Here is a 23,418-nt window from a genome sequence, read left to right as displayed (position 1 = left end):
AAAAATTGCCTGTCGCAAAGTGTTATTCCACTTTTTCCGAACGCTTGCAGTGCTCCTGCAAATACATTCCTTAACAGTTTGGTGCTTGCAGTGCTCCTGCAAATACATTCATTAACAGTTTGGCGCTTGCAGTGCTCATGCAAATACATTCATTAACAGTTTGACGCTTGCAGCGCTCCTGCAAATACATTCCTTAACAGTTTGGTGCTTGCAGTGCTCCTGCAAACACATTCCCAAACGGTTTAGCGCTTGCAGCACTCCTGCAAATACATTCCTTAACAGTTTGGCGCTTGCAGTGCTCCTGCAAACACTAAACCTTTTGGTTTCAGGCTCGCAGCTTGCCTGCACGTGTTGGAATGATAGGGGCGGTGCCTGTGTGCTCGATGAGTTTGTGTTGCTTGAATACATCTATGATTAAAAGTGGGTGAAGGGACGAACGTAACCTATCGAAGTATTGAGATAATAATTTCCATCGTATGTGGTAATGGAATTATTATCAGGATCAAACTCTATTATGTACTGGAAAGTGTAGGAACTACAATCCGCCATGTGATAGGTACCCTTAGGAAAGTTGCCACCAAACGGCGTAAACAGGTTTTGTAAATCGCTGAAACCCGTCCATGGGCGCGTAGATACTAAATTATCACTTTCTATGATTTCTTTGGGGAAACTGGCTATCATCCTAAACAACTGCGACCATTCCAAGCCACTGGGCAAAAACCATCGAATGTTGGCGGGCACGGTAGAGGGAACTTGGTCGCTATAAGCTGCAGCCGTAGCGTAATTTGTGAGGAATGGCACGCCTGGATAGTTCTTGTGCACCAATCTATAAGCGTAATCTTTCTTATACTCCTCGCTCCATACGAAATTTTCATCATAATTGTCGTAGGTATAGGTATAGATATAGCCACTCAATTCATCGCGATAAGGATTGGCATGTTGCCGGTCTTTGAAAGGAAGCAGAAAATAGGTTTCTGCGGCCTTCACCGGACCAGTCCCAGCATTTTTCAGCGCCACGGCCGTCCCCTCTTCGCTTTCAGTCTTTTCTTTCGTCACAATGCCAATAGGCATACGCGCAGTGGTGCGGTCGCCATAATAACCGACCGTTCCGTCTTGATAGAGCAATAACCGGTCTTTGCTCTTCACCTTGATGGTGAAGGTGTAGGAGGAGTTGGCAGTGAAGTTGTCAGAGGAAGCGTTGAATATCGTGCCGATGTGATACTTTGTGGTGGGCAGGGCTTTGCCATAGGCCGTGCCACTGGTGAATTGCAAATAGGAGTCACCAAAGATAAAACCGGCACCAGCTAGACCAACAACATCGTTGCCCAAGAAATAATAATAGGGGGTGGTTTGCTCATGGGCTTTCACGATGGCATCATAGGCCACGCCCGATGCGCCATAGACGGGGTTTTCGTTAATCGGTGCATAGCCTGAGCCTGCACCGACTTCGCCTGCATAGGTTTTGGTTCCTGGGTTGTACATGGTTTTGCGATGATGATAGTGCGCCGTTGTGAGGTTGATTTTTGCATTTTGGGCATCGGCGGTATAGGTTGTCAGTTTGAACCGCACGCGCCCCACTTGCCGTTTCATTTCAAAGGGGATGAAGTTGTGGCCGGGATGAACGGTCCACGTAACGCGCCCGATGAGGGGCATGTCTTGCTCGGCGGGGTGGAGGTCAAGATCGTTGAACTTGAGGTTGGTGCCATCGTCGGTCACGGCCGAATTGAAGCAGATGAAAGTATATTGCTGACCGTCCAACAAATCTAATTTCTCGTCTTCATCGCGCGTGAAGTTGCCGCTCGTCACCGTGCCTTTGATTTTCCCTACACGGTTGCCGGCATTGTCAATGGCAAGAATGGTGTAGTGGCCGTCGTAGAGGGGCGTGACGCGCGTTGGCGGTTCGGGCTCGTCGCACTCGGCCGTCACTTCGAGTTCTAAACCGTTTCCCAAATCAACCGTTTTGGGTGCAGACACGGCACGAACTTTTGCCTTGGAGCCGTTCACCGCCTCCTTGTCGGCATTGAATTGCGCAAACGATAAATTAAATTGCAACCGCTCATGGGTTTGGTTGTCGTCATTGTCTAACTCGCCATCGTGTGTGCAGGCGGTCAGCAGAATGATGCCCACAAGCCACGCAGCTGCTTTGAAGAATTGTTTTTGCTGTGTCATATTTTGCCTATAATTCAATTTCATACTCTTTTTCATCGTCTTCTTCCCATTCCTCCACCGTGGACTGCGTCTTATGTGGACGTATCGAGCCACAAATAAAATGCTCGGCTTGCATTGCATAAACTGTTGATTTCGGAGCCACGTAGACTCGCTTTGTTCTTCTCGTCATGTTTCTTGTTCAATTTAAATAATGATTCTTACTATCTCAATTTTTCTTATTTTTCGTTCACTGATACACACGAAAAAGCATCTGCAAAGAGCTTTGAAAGCTCTTTGCAGATGCTTGAAACGGTAGGTCACCAGCCCGCTCCGGACACACCGCTATCTCCTTAGCACAGGGACTTAGAAGGATTAGAATATGTGTTACACTTTTTTCCGGTGTATGCAAATATAAAGCATTAAAAGATGCAGAAAAACACACTTTTTCCTGCACCGCATTCATTGGGTTATGCTTTCCTATTCTTTGAGTGTCGGCAAAGGTAAGCAAAGTTGGTGAGACGTGCAAATGTTTTCTGAAGAAATGTTTAGGGATGCAGCAGACAGATAGAAAGCACACCCCCGCCCTACCCCGCAAAAAAAAGAGTCCGATATTGATACCGGACTCTTTTTGGGGGATAACTATAACTACCCGCTATTGGGCAGGCATCTCGGCAGGTTGTTTCTCCGAGAAGTCGATGACGTTCTTCTTGTTGGCCTGCATGCGCTCATACTCCTCCTTGGAGCCGACGATAATCTTGTCGAACTCGCGCAGACCTGTGCCCGCAGGTATCAGGTGGCCGCAAATCACGTTCTCTTTCATGCCCTCCAAACGGTCTACCTTGCCACGGATCGCAGCTTCGTTGAGCACCTTGGTTGTTTCTTGGAACGAAGCGGCACTCATGAAACTCTTTGTCTGCAACGACGCGCGCGTAATACCTTGCAGTATCTGCGTAGAGGTGGCGGCCATGGCATCGCGCACCTGCACAAGTTTCAGGTCGCGACGTTTGAGGTTTGAATTTTCGTCGCGCAACTTGCGTGCCGAGACGATCTGCCCGGGTCGCAACACTTCGCTGTCGCCCGCATCTACGACCACTTTCTTACCCCAGATGCGGTCGTTCTCTTCGGCGAAGTCGAGCTTATCTACCATCTCCTGTTCGAGAAACGTGGTGTCGCCCGGGTCGTTGATGAGCACCTTGCGCATCATCTGACGCACGATAATCTCGAAGTGCTTGTCGTTGATTTTTACACCTTGCAGGCGATACACGTCCTGCACTTCGTTTACAATGTATTCTTGCACGGCAGTAGGGCCTTTGATGGCAAGGATGTCGCTCGGCGTGATAACGCCGTCGGAAAGCGGGGTGCCTGCACGTACTGCATCGTGTTCCTGCACGAGAATCTGCTTGCTGAGCGAAACGAGGTACTTGCGCTGTTCGCCGGTCTTGCTGGTTACCACGATTTCGCGGTTACCACGTTTCACCTTGCCCATGGTCACCTCGCCATCAATCTCGCTTACCACGGCGGGATTGGACGGATTGCGCGCCTCGAATAGCTCCGTCACACGAGGCAGACCGCCGGTAATGTCACCGGCCTTGCCTACGGCACGCGGAATTTTCACAAGTGTGGTACCTGTCTGTACCTTTTGGCCGTTGTCTACAATGACGTGGCCACCTACGGGGAAGTTATAGGTTCCCACGACCTCGCCATCGGCATTGATGATATCGCAGGTAGGCACCTTCGACTTATCCTTGGCATCAATGATAATCTTCTCGGTCAGGCCGGTCGTCTCGTCGGTCTCGGCACGGAACGTGACACCTTCCACCACGTCGTTGAACTTCAATGTACCGGCATATTCGGTCACGATAACGGCATTGAAAGGGTCCCAACGGGCTACCAGCTCGCCGGCCTTCACTATATCGTCCTGCTTGTGGTAGAGGGAAGAACCATACGGCACATTGACATTCGACAAGACAATACCGGTGTTCGGGTCTACAAAGCGTACCTCGGCCAGTCGACTGACAACCATTTGACAGTCTACATTGCCTTGCTCGCCACTCTCTGTAAAGGGTACAGTGCGAAGCTCGTCGAACTCAAGGCGTACATCGCTCTTTGCTACGATGGATGCATTGGCGGCCGCATTGGATGCCACACCTCCGGCATGGAAGGTACGAAGCGTAAGCTGTGTACCGGGTTCACCAATGGCCTGTGCCGCAATAACACCAACGGCCTCGCCTTTCTGTACCATACGTGCAGTGGCAAGGTTGCGCCCATAGCACTTCATGCAGACACCATGCTTGCTCTCACAGGTAAGCACTGAACGGATCTCGACGCTCTCGATGGGAGAATCCTCAATGGCTTGTGCCTTAGCTTCGGTAATCTCCTCGCCGGCAGCACAGATGAGTTCACCTGTTGTGGGATGGATTATGTCGTGTACAGAGACACGCCCCAAGATGCGTTCCGAGAGGGTGGAAATTACCTCATCGCCATTTTTGAGTGCCGTACATACCAATCCGCGCAACGTGCCGCAATCTTCCTCGTTGATGATGACATCGTGGGAAACGTCTACAAGACGACGGGTGAGGTATCCTGCATCGGCTGTCTTCATAGCGGTGTCGGCCAAACCCTTACGTGCACCGTGGGAAGCAATGAAGTATTCGAGCACCGACATGCCTTCCTTGAAGTTGGAAAGAATGGGGTTTTCGATGATCTGCGCTCCCTCGGCACCAGCCTTTTGAGGCTTGGCCATCAGTCCACGGATACCGGAAAGCTGCTTAATTTGATCTTTAGAACCACGGGCACCGGAATCGAGCATCATGAACACAGCATTGAAACCTTGGTCGGCTTCAGTCATCTGCTTCATAAGTACGTTACCGATGTCGTTGTTGATGTGTGTCCATGTATCGATAACCTGATTGTAACGCTCGTTATCGGTGATGAATCCCATGTTGTAGTTCTCCGTAATCTGTCGCACCTCTTCGTTACCATTGGCAATAAGCTTCTCTTTCTCAACAGGGATGATGATGTCATCGAGGTTGAAAGAAAGTCCAGCCAAATAAGCCATGCGATAGCCGAGGTTCTTAATACCGTCAAGGAACTCGCAAGCACGTGCAAAGCCTACGACTTTGATGGTGTCGGCAATGATGTCTCGCAAACTCTTCTTAGAGATAATCTTATTCACATATCCCACTTCTTCGGGAATAATACCATTTACGATGACACGTCCCACGGAAGTTTCTACGAGTGTGCGCTGCAACTTACCGTCAATAAGGTCGTTTACATATACTTTAACGGGAGCATGGAGGTCACACTTGCCTTCATTATGAGCGATAATGGCCTCTTCCGGTCCGTAGAATATCAAACCCTGACCTTTCGCACCCGGGCGTATCTTGGTGATGTAATAAAGTCCAAGTACCATATCCTGCGAGGGTACAGTGATAGGAGCGCCATTAGCGGGATTCAGAATGTTGTGACTTTGCAACATCAGTATCTGAGCTTCCAAAATGGCTTCATTACTCAACGGAAGATGAACGGCCATTTGGTCACCGTCGAAGTCTGCGTTGAAAGCTGTACATGCCAACGGATGTAACTGAATGGCTTTTCCTTCTATCAACTTGGGTTGGAAAGCCTGAATACCCAAACGGTGAAGGGTTGGGGCACGGTTCAACATCACCGGATGTCCCTTCATTACATTTTCCAATATATCCCAAATGACAGGTTCGCGTCGGTCTACAATCTTCTTCGCACTCTTTACAGTTTTGACGATGCCACGTTCAATGAGCTTGCGAATGATAAATGGTTTGTATAACTCAGCAGCCATGAGCTTCGGAAGACCGCATTCACCCATCTTCAATTCAGGTCCTACGACAATAACGGAACGTGCCGAATAGTCTACACGTTTACCAAGGAGATTCTGGCGGAAACGTCCTTGTTTACCTTTTAAAGAGTCGGATAAGGATTTCAATGGGCGATTAGACTCACTCTTCACCGCAGAACTTTTGCGTGAGTTGTCGAACAGACTATCTACAGCCTCCTGCAACATACGCTTTTCATTACGGAGAATCACCTCGGGTGCCTTGATTTCTACCAATCTCTTTAAGCGATTGTTACGAATGATGACACGACGATATAAGTCATTAAGATCGGAAGTAGCGAACCGTCCACCATCCAATGGTACCAAAGGACGGAGTTCAGGGGGAATTACAGGAATGATTTTCATAATCATCCACTCAGGATGATTCGTGTCCTTACAAGAACGGAATGCTTCCACAACCTGCAAACGTTTCAAAGCTTCTGTCTTACGTTGCTGGCTGGAATCGCTGTTGGCACGGTCACGCAACTCGTAGGATATAGCATCGAGGTCTAATCCTGCTAATAAGTCGTAAACGGCCTCTGCACCCATCTTGGCTACAAACTTGTCTGGATGACTATCGTCCAAATTGGCGTTACCTGATTCTACCAAATTGTCTACAATATCCAAATATTCATCCTCGGAAAGAAGGTCGAACTTGTGAGAGCCGTTTACTTCTTCTCCATCTGCATTTTTCCTTCCGGCAAGTATACCCGGATTAATAACAATGTATTTTTCGTAATAGACAACAGATTCGAGCTTCTTCGTTGGCATACCGAGAAGATAACCAATCTTATTCGGTAAAGAACGGAAATACCAGATATGCGCAACAGGAACAACAAGTTCAATGTGTCCTGAACGTTCACGACGAACTTTTTTTTCTGTTACTTCTACACCACAACGGTCGCATACAATACCTTTATAACGAATACGCTTGTACTTACCGCAAGCACACTCATAATCCTTAGTCGGTCCGAAGATACGTTCGCAGAAAAGGCCATCACGTTCAGGCTTATAGGTGCGATAGTTAATGGTTTCGGGCTTCGTTACTTCACCATACGAGTTCTCAAGAATCTCCTCCGGTGAGGCAAGTCCGATTGTAATCTTCGAGAAATTACTCTTTATTTTTGAATCTTTCTTAAAAGCCATATTTATTTTCAATTTAGGGGTATTAATCTAACTTGACACTCAAACCGAGACCACGCAACTCATGAAGCAACACATTGAGCGATTCAGGAATACCGGGAGTTGGCATCGGTTCACCTTTCACTATTGCTTCATATGCCTTGCTACGACCTACGACATCATCGGACTTTATTGTGAGGATTTCCTGGAGTACATGACTCGCTCCGAAAGCCTCTAAAGCCCAAACTTCCATCTCTCCAAAACGCTGCCCACCAAATTGCGCCTTACCTCCAAGAGGTTGCTGCGTAATCAACGAGTAAGGGCCTATACTACGTGAGTGCATCTTGTCTTCAACCATATGCCCAAGTTTTAGGAAGTAAGTGACACCCACAGTTGCAGGTTGGTCGAACTGTTCACCTGTTTCTCCATCGTAAAGATGCGTAGAACAGAGATGAGGCAAACCGGCCTTTTCCGTCCATTCGGATAGGTCTTCCAATTTGGCACCGTCAAAAATCGGTGTTGCAAACTTAACATTTAACTTCCGACCAGCTGCTCCAAGTATGGCCTCAAATATCTGCCCAAGGTTCATACGAGAAGGTACACCCAAAGGATTCAATACCAAGTCTACAGGACGTCCGTCTTCAAGGAAAGGCATATCTTCCATGCGTACCACTTTAGACACAATACCTTTGTTGCCATGACGTCCGGCCAACTTATCACCGACACCAATCTTACGCTTCTTAGCTACATAGACTTTTGCCATTTGAAGAATTCCCGACGGAAGTTCATCTCCAATAGTAATAGCGAACTTACGACGCTTCAATTCTGCATCTAATAACTTATACTTGCGTATATAATTCATGATAAGTTTCTGAATCATCTCATTCGTATGTGCATCGGATGTCCATTTACCGGATTGGATGCCGTCATATTCAAGATTCTTCAATGCTGTTGCAGTAAACTTACTTCCTTTCGTTATAATTTCAGCACCGGTATAATCTTTCACGCCCTGAGAAGAGAATCTCTTTGCCAAGGTAATAAGTTTCTCAACAAGAATATCTTTCAAGTCAGCATTCTTTGCCTCGTACTCTTCATCAATCTTTGCAAGAATTACCTTATCTTGCTTTTTAGAATCACGTGTTTTAATAGCACGTGAGAATAGTTTCTTGTCTATTACAACTCCGGTAAGCGAGGGGTTCGCTTTCAATGACGAATCTTTCACATCTCCGGCTTTATCACCAAAAATGGCACGAAGCAGTTTCTCTTCCGGAGAGGGGTCACTCTCACCCTTCGGTGATATTTTACCAATTAAAATATCACCAGGCTCTACACGGGCACCAATACGAATGATGCCATTCTCATCAAGATCTTTAGTTGCCTCCTCACTGACGTTAGGAATATCGCTTGTAAACTCTTCAACTCCACGCTTTGTCTCACGCACATCCAAAGAATATTCATCTACATGAACAGAGGTAAGTACATCATCACGTACAAGCCTCTCGCTCAAGACAATAGCATCCTCGTAATTATAACCTTTCCAAGGCATATATGCAACAAGTAGATTTCGTCCTAAAGCTAATTCTCCATTTTCGGTAGCATAGCCCTCTGTCAAAATATCACCGGCTTTCACTCGTTGACCCTTTACACAAATAGGACGAAGGTCTATTGTCATATTCTGATTAGTACGACGGAACTTAGGAACACGATACTCTTTCAGAGCCGGTTCAAAACTAACAAACTCTTCCTCTTCCGTACGATCATATAAGATACGAATAGTCGTAGCATCAACATAGCTGATAACACCATCCCCTTCGGCAGTTATCATAGTACGCGAGTTCTCACATACTTGCTTTTCCATACCTGTCCCAACTATTGGAGCATCATTATGAAGTAAAGGTACAGCCTGACGCATCATGTTACATCCCATCAACGCACGGTGTCCGTCATCATGCTCCAAGAAAGGAATAAGGCTGGCAGATACCGATGCAATCTGTTGTGGTGATACATCCATAAGATCTACTTGTTTGGGAGCAACTACAGGAAAGTCGGCATCTTGGCGACACTTAACAACCTCACGAATAAAGGTACCATCATCATTCAACGGTGCATTCCCTTGGCCTATAATATGGTCTTCTTCTTCCTCAGCTGTCAGATATACAATAGAGTTGTTATCGAGATTAGTCACGCCATCGTCTACTTTACGATAGGGGGTCTCGATAAATCCGAGTTCATTGATGGTTGCATATACACAAAGGGAAGAAATTAATCCGATATTCGGTCCCTCTGGACTTTCAATAGGACACAAACGACCATAATGTGTATAATGAACATCTCGAACCTCAAAACCAGCACGTTCACGAGAAAGGCCACCAGGACCAAGAGCCGATAAACGGCGCTTGTGAGTTACTTCGGCAAGTGGATTTGTCTGATCCATGAATTGTGATAACGGATTTGTGCCAAAGAAAGAATTAATCACACTCGAAAGTGTTTTGGCATTAATCAAATCTGTAGGTGTAAAGACCTCATTATCACGTACATTCATGCGTTCACGAATCGTACGACTCATACGGGCTAAGCCGATAGAGAATTGGTTTCCCAGCTGTTCGCCTACTGTTCGTACACGACGGTTGGACAAATGGTCAATATCATCAACAGTGGCATTTGAATTAACCAATTGAATGAGATACTTAATAATCTCAATAATATCCTCCTTAGTTAAAACACGTGTAGCGATATCAGTATCAAGTCCTAACTTCTTATTGATACGGTAACGCCCAACTTCTCCTAAGTCATAACGCTTATCTGAAAAGAAGAGATTTTGGATAATCTCCCTAGCACTAGCATCATCTGCAGGGTCAGCATTACGCAACTGTCGATAAATATAAAGAACGGCTTCCTTTTCAGAGTTACTAGGGTCCTTTGCTAATGTATTAAATATTATAGTATATTTGTTGGCACCTTCAGCGTCCTTATGCAAAAGAATAGTCGAACTACCACTATTAAGTATATCTCCAACATTCTCAGTCGTAATCTCTGTTTCACGTTCTATTAGTACCTCATTACGCTCAATAGAAACTACTTCACCTGTATCTTCATCCACAAAGTCTTCATTCCACCGTTTCATGATTCGCGCTGCAAGCTTACGCCCTACAGCTGCTTTCATGTTCTTCTTATTTACTTTTACTTCTTCTGCAAGATCAAAAATCTTCAATATTTCCTTATCTGATTCAAATCCTATGGCACGGAGCAATGTCGTCACGGGTAGTTTTTTCTTACGATCAATGTAAGCATACATCACATTATTGATGTCTGTAGCAAATTCTATCCACGAACCTTTGAAAGGTATAATGCGTGCACTATACAGAACGGTACCATTAGCATGCACTCCTTGACCAAAAAAGACACCAGGGGAACGATGTAACTGTGATACGACAACACGCTCTGCACCATTAATTATAAAGGTGCCATTATCTGTCATATAAGGTATCGTACCCAAAAAGACATCTTGAATAAAAGTTCCAAAATCTTCATGGTCAGGATCTGTACAATATAGTTTCATCTTTGCCTTTAAAGGCACACTATACGTTAATCCTCGCTCGAGACATTCCGTAATGGAGTAGCGAGGAGGATCTATATAATAATCTAAAAACTCCAAGACAAAATTATTACGAGTATCTGTAATAGGGAAGTTTTCAGCAAACACTTTATATAGGCCATCGTTCTTACGCTCCTCGGGAGGTGTATCTAATTGTAAAAAATCCTTAAATGACTTTAATTGTACATCAAGAAAATCCGGATAAGGAATTGGATTCTTTACACTGGCAAAATTTACTCTGCTATCAACAATTTTTGTTGCCATTAATTACTTGTTTAAGATAAGGGGCTTTATATAACCAAACTATTCTAATAAGACACAAAAAGGTTAAGACCCTCTTACTTAGAAGATCCTAACCCTTATCTATGAGAGTGAATTAATTACTTCAACTCTACCTTTGCGCCAGCTTCTTCAATAACCTTCTTTAGGTTCTCAGCTTCATCCTTAGACATTCCTTCTTTCAATGTTGAAGGAGCTCCGTCAACAAGGTCTTTTGCCTCTTTTAAGCCGAGTCCGCAAGCCTCTTTTACAGCCTTCACTACCTGCAACTTAGCAGCACCGGCTTCTGTAAGAACGACATCGAATGATGTCTTTTCCTCAGCACCACCAGCTGCGCCAGCAGCAACAGGACCGGCAGCAACAGCAACAGCTGCAGCAGCAGGCTCAATTCCGTACTCGTCCTTCAGGACAGTAGCTAACTCATTTACTTCTTTAACTGTCAAATTTACTAATTCTTCAGCAATAGCTTTTACGTCTGCCATTTTATTCTAATTTTTAATGTTTTAATTATAAGTATTGATGACTTTCTCAAAAGTCGTATTATTTGATTTACTCAGGGCGCTCGCCTAAAGTCTTTAGCACACCATGTATGGTTCCAGCACTTGATTGGAGGGATGAGAGAACATTCTTTACTGGTGATTGCAATAGAGCAACAACCTCAGCAATAACTTCATTCTTACTCTTGAGAGAAGCCAATTCGTCTAACTTATCTGCGCCTATAAAGAATCCTTCTTCGGCATAAGCCGCCTTAAGGGCAGGGATTCCTTCCTTTTTATACTCCTTCAGCAACTTGGCGGGAATATTTGCTGTATTACTAAACATAACAGCAATATTACCAACCAAACAATCATACAATGGTGAAAAATCTATCTCGGAATCTTCAAAAGCCTTATGAAGAAGTGTGTTCTTTACAACAACCATCTTAATCTCGCTCTTAAAGCATTTCCGACGCAAAGTACTTGTCTGTTCGGCATTTAAACCAGAAACATCCACAAGATAGAAATGGGGATACTCTTTTATCTTCTCGCCCAAGCCTACTATAATAGTATCTTTAATTTCTTTCTTCATTTTACAATACTTTTTTAGAGTTATTCAACTGATTTCGGATCAATTTTGATACCCTTACTCATCGTACTTGAAATAAAGATACTCTTAATATATGTACCTTTGGCTGCCGCAGGTTTCAATTTAATTACCGTAGAAATAAATTCCTTGGCATTCTCGTAAATCTGTTCAGGTGTAAAAGCCACTTTGCCGATAGAAGCATGAATAATACCTGCCTTATCTACTTTAAAGTCAATCTTTCCTGACTTCACATCTTTTACAGCCTTAGCGACATCCATCGTTACAGTACCACTCTTGGGGTTAGGCATTAATCCACGAGGGCCGAGAATACGACCAACGGCTCCTACTTTACCCATACAAGACGGCATTGTAATAATCACATCAATGTCCGTCCATCCACCTTTAATCTTGTCGATATACTCGTCAAGACCAACATAATCAGCACCCGCCTCCTTGGCTGCAGCTTCAACATCTGGTGTGCAGAGACATAATACACGCGTTGTCTTACCGGTTCCGGCGGGTAACGATACAACGCCACGAACCATTTGATTAGCTTTACGCGGATCAACGCCTAAACGCATATCAATATCAAGAGAAGCGTCAAACTTTGTTGTCGTGATTTCTTTCACCAACTCAGCGGCTTCTTTTAAAGAATATGCTCTCCCTGCTTCAACCTTATCGGCTACTGATTTCTGATTTTTTGTCAGTTTACTCATTTTCCGAAGTTTTAAATTATTTACCAGGGAACTCCCTACTTACCGTAATACCCATACTTCGAGCCGTTCCTGCAACTAATCTCATTGCAGCCTCCACGGTAAAACAATTCAAGTCAGCCATTTTGTCTACAGCAATCGCCTTAACTTGTTCCCAAGTTACCGATGCAACTTTCTTACGGTTAGGTTGATCTGAACCGCTTTTAACTTTCGCAGCCTCTTTCAATTGTATGGCTGCAGGCGGTGTTTTAATCTCGAAGCTAAATGACTTATCAGTATAGTAAGTTATAACAACAGGAAGAATTTTTCCTGCCTTATCCTGGGTTCTGGCGTTGAACTCTTTGCAAAATCCCATAATATTGATTCCCTTTGAACCCAATGCAGGGCCTACAGGGGGAGAGGGATTTGCGGCACCACCTTTAATCTGTAATTTGATTAATCCAGCAACTTCTTTAGCCATTTTCGTTCATATTAAAATTTGATTTTATAAAAAGAACAGATACACACGTAACCATGCACTATTCCTTTTCAACTTGCATAAAACTAAGTTCTAATGGAGTTTTACGTCCGAAGATCTTTACCATGACCTTAAGTTTCCGTTTCTCGGCATTCACTTCTTCAATGATTCCATTGAAACCACTAAAAGGACCATCGCAGACTTTCACGCTTTCATTGACTGCATAAGGATTATCTGCTTCATACATCAATTCAGATTCCTCTGCATTGCCAAGCATTCGATTAATTTCAGATTGTTGTACAGGCGTAGGATTTTCCATACCACCAAGGAAACCTAAAACGTTCGGCATAAAACGCAACAAATGAGCGATATCTCCATTCAAGTCCGCTTCAATGAAAACGTATCCAGGAAGAGAAATCTTCTCTTTCACAATACGCTTACCATTACGCAGAGCAGTATGTCTCTCTAAAGGTATCAATACCTGAGACACATGTGAAGAGAGCAACGCATTGTGTTTCAATTCCGCCTCGATATATTCCTTTACCTTGGCTTCTTTTCCACTCACTGCGCGAAGCACATACCACCTCATCTTCGTTCCTGCCATTTTCCTTTAATGATTAATTTGGTAAACTGCACCCATGATAAACCTAAACACCGAATCCATCGCGAAAACCATCAATGCAATGATAAGGGAAGCAGATAATACAACCATCGCACTATGTGTTAATTCGCTACGTGTTGGCCAAGTAGTCTTATGCGCAAGTTCATTGTAACAAAGCTTGCAATAATTTACAGTCTTCTTAAACATATAAATATATTTAAGCACGGGAAGAGAGGCTCGAACTCCCGACGCCTGGTTTTGGAGACCAGTACTCTACCAACTGAGCTATTCCCGTAGATGATGCCACAACCTTGATCGTTGTGGCATCCTAAAGTACCAATATTCTTAATCTATTAATCGTCAATAATCTCTGTTATCTGACCGGCACCTACCGTACGGCCACCTTCGCGAATAGCAAAACGCAGACCGACATTCAGAGCAACGGCATAGATAAGATCTACCGTAATCGTTACATTGTCACCGGGCATTACCATCTCCACGCCTTCGGGAAGAGTTATTTCACCCGTACAGTCCATCGTACGGAGATAGAACTGAGGACGATACTTATTCCCAAACGGTGTATGACGTCCACCTTCTTCTTTCTTCAATACGTAGATTTGAGCTTTAAACTTCTTAAACGGTTTAATCTGGCCGGGATGGCAAAGTACCATACCACGCTTGATTTCAGCTTTATCAATACCACGAAGCAACAAGCCGACATTATCTCCTGCTTCACCCTCGTCAAGAAGTTTACGGAACATCTCAACACCGGTTACAACAGACTTTTTGTCTTCACCGAGACCCAGCAACTCCACTTCATCACCTACATGGATACGACCTGCCTCAATACGACCGGTAGCAACAGTACCACGACCGGTAATAGAGAAGACATCTTCAACAGGCATCAAGAAAGGCTTGTCTGTATCGCGTGGAGGCAGAGGAATCCATTCGTCAACGGCTTTCATCAACTCAAGAATCTTATCTTCCCACTTTGCTACACCGTTCAAAGCACCAAGTGCAGAGCCACGAATGATAGGTGTATTGTCGCCATCATACTCATATTGGTCGAGAAGTTCGCGCATTTCCATTTCAACAAGTTCAAGCATTTCCTCGTCTTCAACCATATCACACTTATTCAAAAATACGACCAAACGAGGAACGTTTACCTGACGAGCCAGCAACACGTGCTCGCGGGTTTGAGGCATAGGACCATCTGTTGCAGCTACAACGATAATGGCACCGTCCATCTGAGCGGCACCGGTAACCATGTTCTTCACATAGTCAGCGTGTCCCGGACAGTCTACGTGTGCATAATGACGAGTCTCTGTTTCATACTCTACATGTGAAGTGTTGATAGTGATACCACGCTCTTTCTCTTCGGGAGCATTGTCAATCTGATCAAAAGACTTTACCTTATCTGCATTACCGGATATTTTCTCTGCCAACACCTTAGTAATAGCAGCAGTAAGAGTCGTCTTACCGTGGTCTACGTGACCGATAGTACCAATATTAACATGGGGTTTGGTACGTTCAAATTTCTCTTTAGCCATAGCTTCTGTTTTTATTTATAAAATGAATAATCCGTTTTTTGTTTTTCTTCCGTCCTTGATAAAAGTTAGAAGTAGAGCTGTAACTGAGAGTTGAACTCAGGACCTCTTCCTTACCAAGGAAGTGCTCTACCACTGAGCTATTACAGCATAGATTAGAGCGGAAAACGGGGCTCAAACCCGCGACCCCCAGCTTGGAAGGCTAGTGCTCTATCAACTGAGCTATTTCCGCAAAATTCGTACTGAAGTGGGTGGTGATGGATTCGAACCACCGAAGTCGAAAGACAGCAGATTTACAGTCTGCCCCATTTGGCCACTCTGGTAACCACCCTTGCTTTTCAGAACTTCTCGTTGAGCCTCTTGTCGGATTCGAACCAACGACCCCGAGATTACAAATCACGTGCTCTGGCCAACTGAGCTAAAGAGGCAAGTATCTTTACAGCCGTTCGGCTCGTTGCTTTCTATTCGTTCTAAAACGGCTGCAAAGATAAGTATTATTTTCCTATTGCCAAAACTTTTTGAAAGTTTTTTCAATGGGCACGCTGTTTTTCTTTGTATTTTTTCAGTTGCCCACGCATAGCATCAAGACACAAGTCTACACCCTCCTCGAATGTATTACACGTTTTTTCAACGAACAAGGTTGTGCCCGGAACCGTTACACTGATACTTATTTCCTTATTCAATGCGGTTGCAGGCTTTACCACTTTCAGTTGCACCTCCGCTTTCTGAATATCTTCATAAGATTTTTCTAACTTCTCAGCCTTCTTATTAATGAAAGCCAACAGTTTTTCGGTGGCGTCGAAGTGTATCGACTTAATCATAATTTCCATAGTTGCCTCCTATTTATTAAAGGTTAGCCCTCGGATGGGCATTCGTATAAACATTCTTTAATTGCTCGAACGTTGTATGAGTATATATCTCCGTAGTAGAAAGGCTCTCATGCCCCAACAGTTTTTTCACACTTTCCAAGCCTGCTCCATGATTTAACATCGCTGTAGCAAATGTATGCCGAAGAACGTGAGGTGAACGTTTCTTCAATGTACAAACTCTCCCCAGATACTTCTTCACTTCATATTGCACCTGAGACATCGTCATCGGTCGTCCTTTTTCCGTGATAAACAAAGCATCTGTGTCATATCCTGCAGTTACCTCGCGTATAGCGAGATAACGTACCAACTGCTCTGCAAGTTCCTCTCCGAAAGGGATAACGCGCTGTTTGTTCCTCTTTCCGGTTACTCGAAGTTCACTCGACGCAAAGTCAATGTCGCTCACATGAAGCCCCGTCAATTCAGAGACTCTTATACCTGAAGAATAGAACGTTAATAATATAGTACGCGCGCGTACATCTTTAAATGTATCGCCCCAACGATTCTTATCAAACAATTCATCCATTTCCGTCTCTTTCACAAACTGTGGGAGTGGCTTTTCTTTCTTAGGCCCAACCACGGCATGTGCAGGATCGTGAGACACGAGATTTCTACTTAAGGAAAAACGATAAAAAGACCGAAGGGCGCTCAACCGACGATTGATGGTTGTCGCCACATTCCCTTTGTCCATCATGCTCTCCATCCAGCCACGAATCACATCGGCATCTACAGAGTGCCATGAGAGGTCATTGCCCTGCACTTTTATATACGCCTCAAATTCTTTTAAATCTTCGTCGTAACTCTGCACGGTGCGAGGCGAGTATCGCTTCTCATACTGCAAGTAGCTCAGGAATTGGTCTACCATTATCGAATGTTGCACAAACATCTTTATATTTGGCAACGAATATACGAAAATTATCTGATACCACCAAATTATCCGAGGTATTTATTCCTCTTTGGTGCGAAGTTTCTGCACATAGATGGCGTGTTCCATCTTCAATCTTTTCAGAACCGATGGCTTATCGAATTGCTGGCGTGCCCGAAGCTCTCTTACGACTCCCGTCTTTTCAAACTTCCTCTTGAATTTTTTCAAAGCTCTTTCGATGTTCTCACCATCTTTAACCGGTACAATAATCATGCGTTTTGTTTTAATTTTTAAATATTAAACTTCATGCCATCATAACACAAGGCTACAATAAACGGATGCAAAATTACGGCTTATTTTTCTAACAGCCAAATTTTCCAAGACGTTAATTTAAAAAATCATATTCCATACTTCTCTGAGAAAGAATAAGGAATGGGAAAACCGGCTTGTGCAACTCTGCAAATGCTTCAACCCCTTACGTAATCTATTCTTTACCCCCAATCGGTCATGATGGACTGTACAGATTTTGTGGGATAGTCGGTCAAATTGCCTGCCGTCCTGCCAAAAGTGTAGCGGACTACGTCGAGAGAAAGCAACAGACAAGATACCGATGAGCGAATAAAAGATGACAAGAAACCATGTAATGAATATCATATGGTCGACGAGCAGCCCCATGAGCGATTTGGGAATTACTGCTCTCGGAACGAACTTTCCTTACAAACAATAAGATGAAAGAGTGAAAGGCAAGAACTCCTGTCCTTGCCTTTCACTCTTTCATATACCTTTTTCCATTTAGAGGTTGGGGTTCACTTTACTCCACTCAGATACGGGCGGAACGATATTCAACGTCACGAGTTCGTCGCGCATCTTGCACAGATGTTCGTAGCTGGCATCCAACTTCGCATTTTCTTCGGGGGTTCCCGTGGGCACCTTAAACGTACATCCATTCTTGTCGAGTGTGGTATCCATTGCCATCATAATATGATTGTATTTGTCGGTCTTCACGTATGTACCGGCAGGATAGTTGAATTTCTCACCACCCATTACCGATCGTATCATTTCCACTGACAGGTATGCGGGGCTTTGGAACGATGAACGTCCACGCAACTCAATGATTTTTGCACCACCTTTGGTCACATCCGTCTTCATCTGTTCCCACTCTTCTGCAGGAAACTGTGGAGTTCCGATTATGTCGGTCAGTGGTTTTCCGTCAATCTTCACGTGCGAGCCAAACACGGCCATCTGCTCTCCGTGACCGCCATAGGTGGCACATCCCGTTACCAATGACTGCTGCACATTGAACTTCTTGGCCAATGCACTCTGTAAACGAGTGGAGTCGAGACCGGCAAGCGTGGTCACCTGTGAGGGTTTCAAACCGGAGTAAAGCAAAGTAACAAGGCCTGTTAAATCAGCAGGATTGAAGATAATCACCACATGCTTCACGTCCGGACAGTAGGTCTTGATGTTTTTGCCCAAGCCTTCGGCTATCTCGCAATTACCTTTCAACAAGTCTTCACGGGTCATTCCGGCCTTACGGGGGGCACCACCCGACGAGATGATATACTTGGCATTAGTAAATGCTTCTTTCACATCTGTAGTAGCTGTGATTTTCACATCCCCGAAACCGCTTTGTCTCATTTCCTCTGCTACGCCTTCGGGAGAGAATACATCATACAGACAGATGTCGTTTGTCAATCCCATCATAAGGGCTGTTTGCACCATGTTTGAGGCAATCATACCGGCTGCGCCGACGATTGTCAGTTTGTCGTTAGTTAAAAATTTCATGTCTTAAAATATTTAGTTACTAAAATACGATGTCTTTCTAAAGTGACAAGAACACCGTGCAAAGATAACAAAAATCCATTGTCTGCAAATATTTCCTACCTATTTAATTTGTCATTTATGTAAAAAAGTCTACCTTTGTCATATACAAATAGCAAAAAGACGACCGATGCTCCGCCACTTGCATGCCATTTCGTACAGTTCAAAATACCATACACATTTCAATTCCTTATCACATGAAAGAAATACAACAACGCTTAGATGCTCTAAGAGAGGTGATGCGCAGGGAACATCTCTCAGCTTTCATCTTTCCAAGTACCGACCCTCACAACGGGGAATACATACCCGCACATTGGGAAGGCCGCAAATGGATTTCCGGCTTCTCCGGTTCGGCGGGTACAGCCGTCGTCACCCTCCATGAAGCCGCAGTATGGACGGACTCCCGTTACTTTATCGCCGGTGCCGAACAGCTGTCCGATACGGAGTTTGTTCTCATGAAAGAGCGGGTAGACGGTACGCCGTCCATCCCCGAATGGTTAGGGCAGAAGCTGGCTACGACCCATAGTCCCGAAGTAGGTATTGACGGCATGGTGGCCTCCGAATCCATGGTGCGAAGTCTCACCCATGCACTGAGGAATGCAGGAGGTATCACGCTGCGCACCAACTTCGACCCGCTATCCTTCATCTGGAAAAACCGACCGGCCATACCTACTACCCCCGTAAACATCCATCCCATGCAGTATGCCGGCGAGACCTGTCGCAGCAAAATAACACGTCTCAGAGGGCAGCTGACCGACCACCATGCCGATGGCATCCTCGTGTCTGCCCTTGATGAGATAGCATGGCTGCTCAACCTGCGTGGAAACGACGTGCATTGCAACCCCGTCTTCGTTTCCTTTCTCCTCGTTACCAAAACGAACTCTACCCTCTATATCCATCAGGAAAAACTCTCTCCCGATGTCGTGGCCTACCTCGCCGAAGAGGGTATTGACATTGATGATTACGAGAACATCCTATGCGGATTGCAGCAATACGGCGAGTACAATATCCTGCTGGATGCCGATGAAATCAACCACACCCTGTTTCATGCCGTAGGATGCTCTGAAATCATACAGGCACCTTCCCCTGTTCCGGCCATGAAAGCCATCAAAAACGAGGCGGAAATTGCCGGATTTCATCGTGCCATGCTCAAAGACGGAATCGCACTCGTCAAATTCCTCCATTGGCTGAAACCGGCCGTGAAACGCGGAGGGCAGACGGAAATGAGTGTAGACGAAAAACTGACGGCACTCCGTGCTTCGCAGCCCTTATTCCGAGGCATCAGCTTCGATACCATAGCCGGCTATCAGGAACATGGCGCCATCGTACATTACGAAGCCACTCCCGAGACCGACAAGCCCCTCGAACCACGAGGATTCCTGCTCCTCGACAGCGGGGCACAATACGAAGACGGCACGACCGACATTACGAGAACCATCCCGCTGGGAGCAATTACCGACGAACAGCGATTGGCCTACACCCTCGTGCTGAAGGGCTACATACAACTCAACCTGCTGAAGTTTCCCGACGGCGCTACAGGCACACAGCTCGATGCCTTGGCACGCAAAGACATGTGGCGTGAGGGGCTGAACTATCTTCATGGTACAGGTCACGGCGTGGGCAGCTACCTCAACGTGCACGAGGGGCCACACCAGATACGCATGGAATGGCGACCGGCACCTATCCATGCCGGTATGACCGTTACCGACGAACCCGGTCTGTATCTCTCCGGACGCTTTGGCGTGCGCATAGAAAACACATTGCTCGTGGTGCCTTATAGGAAAACGGAGTTCGGTAAATTCCTTGGGTTCCTGCCACTTACGCTTTGTCCGATAGACACAACACCCATTCTCATAGAGCGCATGACGGAAGAGGAACTTACTTGGCTCAACGACTACCATGCACAGGTGTACGAACGCCTTGCCCCACATCTCGACACCGAGGAACGAGCATGGCTGAAAGATGCGACAGAGCCCCTGACGGTATAACTCGCACGGACCCCTCCGTTGCTGATACGATGGTTTTTATTCGTAACTTTTCAGCCCGTTTTCCTTACGATTCCTTAGTACTCGATGCTCAAAAGCTCGAGATTGTAACTTTTAAGGGTCGTAAAGTTACGATTGATAAGTCGACAATATATTTTGTACGTGGCACAAATGGCGTTTGCACAGGGAAAGGTCGGCAACCTTTTTCTCAGCAAACGGTATCTTTTGTCGGATTCTGTCGCACCTACAGCACTCCATCATGGGGAACACTATGTACTACGCACCCCTCCGGCGACTCTTCATCATAAGACCACCAAACGTAAGCAGTCCGTTGAGCATCAACAGCTCGTAGCCAAAGCGATAACCCGTAGTCTGAGATACGATCCCGTCGATACCCAAACAAATAAGTGGCGAGACGATGGCTACATAAGGGGTAAGGCGATCGCAGGGGGTGCGGTGCGTCAATAAACCGAAAGCAAAGAGGCCGAGCAAGGGGCCGTAGGTGTAAGAACAGAGGATGTAGATGGCATCGATGACGCTGGTAGAGTTCAGTGCCTTAAAGGTAAGAATGAATAATGCGAAGACCACAGCCATGCCGATGTGTACGCGTCGACGCAATCGTTCGTCGGTCGGTCGCCGGCAGAGGTCTACGCAAAAGCTTGTGGTGAGCGCGGTAAGTGCAGAATCGGCACTGCTGAAAGAGGCAGCCACGATGCCAACAGTGAAGAAGACGACCACGGGCAGCCCTAAACGTCCCGTGGCAGCAAACATGGGCAACAGTTCGTCGTCCTGCGTCGGCAGCGGTAGTCCCTCGCGTTGCGCCAGAAACGAGAGCAGTACGCCGAGGAAGAGAAACAGCAAATTGGCCGGAACGAAAGCCATGCCATAGCTGCACATATCTTTCTGTGCCTCACGCAACGTCTTGCACGTAAGGTTTTTCTGCATCATGTCTTGGTCGAGTCCCGTCATCACGATGACGATGAAGATGCCGCTGAGAAACTGTTTCCAGAAATATTGCTTCGACATCCAATCGTCGAACATAAAGATATGGCTCCGCGCATCGGCTGCCACAACTTCTACAGCCTGCGCTGCACTCATACCGAGTTTGTCGATAACGTTTACAATTATCAAGATGAGGGCAGCGAACATGCAGAAAGTCTGAAACATGTCTGTCCAGACCAATGTTTTAATGCCGCCACGATGCGTATAAAACCATATCAGTCCGACCATGGCAGCCACGGTCGCAGCAAACGGGATGCCGAGAGCATCGAGCACAAAACGCTGAAGGATGATGCAGACCACATAGAATCGGACAGCCGCACCCGTCATCTTCGACAGTAGGAAAAAAGATGCACCCGTACGGTATGAGCGTTCACCCATCCGTCGCTGCAAGTAAGAATAGATAGTGGTGAGGTTGAGGCGGTAGTACACGGGCAACAAAAGGAAAGCCACAGCTACATAGCCAAAGATAAACCCAAAGCAGGTCTGCATGTAGGTCATGCCGATGGCATTCACCATACCGGGCACCGACACGAACGTAACCCCCGATATGGATGCGCCTACCATACCAAAAGCCACCATATACCACGGCGAACGTCGGTTTCCGCGGTAGAAGGTTTCGTTGTCAGCATGTTTCGCAGTGAGCCTGCTCACCAAGAGCAACACGCAGAAGTAAACAAGTATGGTACAAACAATCATCATAACATATACAAACGTAGAGACGTGACACGTGTGTTGGCCACAGTCCAGCGTGCAAAAGTAATGATAAAAGGTGTAAAAGCGAGCGATGCGATAAGAAAATACGAGGCTTTATACTATCTTTGTAGCGAATAAAAGACGAAGATGATGAAGAAACTTCTTTCTATCACGCTACTGTGGCTGTCGGCTCTTGTGATGCATGCTCAGCAAGAACGTCCCTTTCAAGGGTATCTCTACAATGATGAATACCAAGTGTATTTGGACATCAACCTCTACGACCACGACATTCTGCCACAGGGTATCGAAGTCTACGGCCCACTGCACGGGTATCTGGGTTCGCAGCGAGACAGTCGGCTGTGGTTGATTACCGATGCCGTTATCGACAATGAGCGCACGGCACGGCTGACCATTACCGACGATTATGGCAGCGAAGACCTCACAACACAACTACATCTCAACAATGATGGCACCTATACCCTTAAACACCTCTCTGGCAGTGCACTGAAGATTGCGGTAAATCGCAAATGGGTGAAACTGCCCAAGACGTTTGTCCTCAAGCGAAAAATGTGAGAAGATGCTCTCCTGCAGACACCCAGCAGGTATATATTCCCACCGCAGATTCCAATAGCAAGTGCGAATCTATGTAATCCGATTGTAAAACTGTTGTTTTGATGTTGAGAAGTTTAGTCTCTTCCTTGGTCTTGCATTCATTTTCAGAGACGTTGTGCGATGAACTTGTGCCGACAACTCTTGTAGAGTTCCCCTCCACAAGAACGGTCGAAGCGGATATAACTGTAAATGGTTTCGAC

General features: G+C 45.7%; 17 protein-coding genes and 5 tRNA genes. 2 read left to right on the top strand and 20 right to left on the bottom strand.

What is annotated here, in order from left to right; translation table 11 throughout:
* Window positions 1–414: 414 nt before the first annotated feature.
* The 19 genes from HMPREF0658_RS10485 to HMPREF0658_RS10390 all read right to left on the bottom strand — a co-directional run bounded on the left by HMPREF0658_RS10485 (window position 415) and on the right by HMPREF0658_RS10390 (window position 18,890).
* A complete protein-coding gene (locus HMPREF0658_RS10485) occupies window positions 415–2,193 on the bottom strand; it encodes a hypothetical protein (protein WP_139047761.1) in 1,779 nt (592 codons plus the stop codon).
* A gap of 607 nt (window positions 2,194–2,800) precedes the next feature.
* Window positions 2,801–7,141, bottom strand: a complete 4,341-nt coding sequence (rpoC, locus tag HMPREF0658_RS10475) for a DNA-directed RNA polymerase subunit beta' (protein ID WP_024991069.1) — start codon at window positions 7,139–7,141, stop codon at window positions 2,801–2,803.
* Between the two features lie 22 nt (window positions 7,142–7,163).
* Window positions 7,164–10,976: a DNA-directed RNA polymerase subunit beta gene (gene rpoB / locus HMPREF0658_RS10470; RefSeq protein WP_006950728.1), complete on the bottom strand. Its 3,813-nt coding sequence runs from the start codon at window positions 10,974–10,976 to the stop codon at window positions 7,164–7,166.
* A 116-nt stretch (window positions 10,977–11,092) separates the two neighbouring features.
* The gene (gene rplL / locus HMPREF0658_RS10465; RefSeq protein WP_006950727.1) at window positions 11,093–11,473 is read right to left on the bottom strand and encodes a 50S ribosomal protein L7/L12; all 381 of its coding nucleotides are present in this window, start codon (window positions 11,471–11,473) and stop codon (window positions 11,093–11,095) included.
* A 67-nt stretch (window positions 11,474–11,540) separates the two neighbouring features.
* Complete coding sequence (gene rplJ / locus HMPREF0658_RS10460; RefSeq protein WP_006950725.1) at window positions 11,541–12,059, bottom strand: 50S ribosomal protein L10; 519 nt, start codon at window positions 12,057–12,059, stop codon at window positions 11,541–11,543.
* Window positions 12,060–12,079: 20 nt separating this feature from the next.
* The gene (gene rplA, locus HMPREF0658_RS10455) at window positions 12,080–12,772 is read right to left on the bottom strand and encodes a 50S ribosomal protein L1 (protein WP_006950723.1); all 693 of its coding nucleotides are present in this window, start codon (window positions 12,770–12,772) and stop codon (window positions 12,080–12,082) included.
* Window positions 12,773–12,788: 16 nt separating this feature from the next.
* Entirely contained in the window at window positions 12,789–13,229 is a 441-nt protein-coding gene (gene rplK / locus HMPREF0658_RS10450; protein ID WP_006950721.1) for a 50S ribosomal protein L11, read from the bottom strand.
* A 58-nt stretch (window positions 13,230–13,287) separates the two neighbouring features.
* A complete protein-coding gene (gene nusG, locus HMPREF0658_RS10445; RefSeq protein WP_006950720.1) occupies window positions 13,288–13,830 on the bottom strand; it encodes a transcription termination/antitermination protein NusG in 543 nt (180 codons plus the stop codon).
* Between the two features lie 6 nt (window positions 13,831–13,836).
* Window positions 13,837–14,034: a preprotein translocase subunit SecE gene (gene secE / locus HMPREF0658_RS11225; protein WP_036884114.1), complete on the bottom strand. Its 198-nt coding sequence runs from the start codon at window positions 14,032–14,034 to the stop codon at window positions 13,837–13,839.
* A 15-nt stretch (window positions 14,035–14,049) separates the two neighbouring features.
* Window positions 14,050–14,122 (bottom strand) — tRNA-Trp (locus HMPREF0658_RS10435).
* A 58-nt stretch (window positions 14,123–14,180) separates the two neighbouring features.
* A complete protein-coding gene (gene tuf / locus HMPREF0658_RS10430) occupies window positions 14,181–15,377 on the bottom strand; it encodes an elongation factor Tu (RefSeq protein WP_006950719.1) in 1,197 nt (398 codons plus the stop codon).
* Between the two features lie 75 nt (window positions 15,378–15,452).
* Window positions 15,453–15,524 (bottom strand) — tRNA-Thr (locus tag HMPREF0658_RS10425).
* 9 nt (window positions 15,525–15,533) lie between these two features.
* Window positions 15,534–15,606: transfer RNA gene (locus tag HMPREF0658_RS10420), tRNA-Gly, on the bottom strand.
* A gap of 16 nt (window positions 15,607–15,622) precedes the next feature.
* Window positions 15,623–15,705: transfer RNA gene (locus HMPREF0658_RS10415), tRNA-Tyr, on the bottom strand.
* A gap of 23 nt (window positions 15,706–15,728) precedes the next feature.
* Window positions 15,729–15,802, bottom strand: a tRNA-Thr gene (locus HMPREF0658_RS10410).
* 102 nt (window positions 15,803–15,904) lie between these two features.
* On the bottom strand, window positions 15,905–16,204 hold the full coding sequence (locus HMPREF0658_RS10405; RefSeq protein ID WP_006950718.1) for an HPF/RaiA family ribosome-associated protein: 300 nt from the start codon (window positions 16,202–16,204) through the stop codon (window positions 15,905–15,907).
* Between the two features lie 16 nt (window positions 16,205–16,220).
* Window positions 16,221–17,105 (bottom strand): tyrosine recombinase XerC, encoded by an 885-nt coding sequence (gene xerC, locus HMPREF0658_RS10400; RefSeq protein ID WP_202898909.1) that lies wholly within the window; start codon window positions 17,103–17,105, stop codon window positions 16,221–16,223.
* An 81-nt stretch (window positions 17,106–17,186) separates the two neighbouring features.
* The gene (gene rpsU, locus HMPREF0658_RS10395; RefSeq protein ID WP_006950716.1) at window positions 17,187–17,378 is read right to left on the bottom strand and encodes a 30S ribosomal protein S21; all 192 of its coding nucleotides are present in this window, start codon (window positions 17,376–17,378) and stop codon (window positions 17,187–17,189) included.
* A 519-nt stretch (window positions 17,379–17,897) separates the two neighbouring features.
* Window positions 17,898–18,890: a malate dehydrogenase gene (locus HMPREF0658_RS10390; protein WP_006950715.1), complete on the bottom strand. Its 993-nt coding sequence runs from the start codon at window positions 18,888–18,890 to the stop codon at window positions 17,898–17,900.
* Between the two features lie 233 nt (window positions 18,891–19,123).
* Here HMPREF0658_RS10390 and HMPREF0658_RS10385 point away from each other — a divergent pair, with 233 nt between their 5' ends.
* Entirely contained in the window at window positions 19,124–20,914 is a 1,791-nt protein-coding gene (locus HMPREF0658_RS10385; RefSeq protein ID WP_006950714.1) for an aminopeptidase P family protein, read from the top strand.
* 273 nt (window positions 20,915–21,187) lie between these two features.
* Here HMPREF0658_RS10385 and HMPREF0658_RS10380 read toward each other — a convergent pair whose 3' ends face one another.
* Window positions 21,188–22,612 carry a sodium:solute symporter gene (locus HMPREF0658_RS10380; RefSeq protein WP_006950713.1) on the bottom strand — a complete coding sequence of 475 codons (1,425 nt, stop codon included), beginning with the start codon at window positions 22,610–22,612 and terminating at the stop codon, window positions 21,188–21,190.
* Window positions 22,613–22,753: 141 nt separating this feature from the next.
* Between HMPREF0658_RS10380 and HMPREF0658_RS10375 the strand changes: the two genes are divergently transcribed.
* On the top strand, window positions 22,754–23,179 hold the full coding sequence (locus tag HMPREF0658_RS10375) for a hypothetical protein (protein ID WP_006950712.1): 426 nt from the start codon (window positions 22,754–22,756) through the stop codon (window positions 23,177–23,179).
* Window positions 23,180–23,418: the final 239 nt, after the last annotated feature.

The sequence above is a fragment of the Hoylesella marshii DSM 16973 = JCM 13450 genome, from assembly GCF_000146675.1.
GTDB lineage: Bacteria > Bacteroidota > Bacteroidia > Bacteroidales > Bacteroidaceae > Prevotella > Prevotella marshii.
Note: the sequence above shows the minus strand (reverse complement) of the source record. Positions and strands in the feature narration are given on the sequence as shown.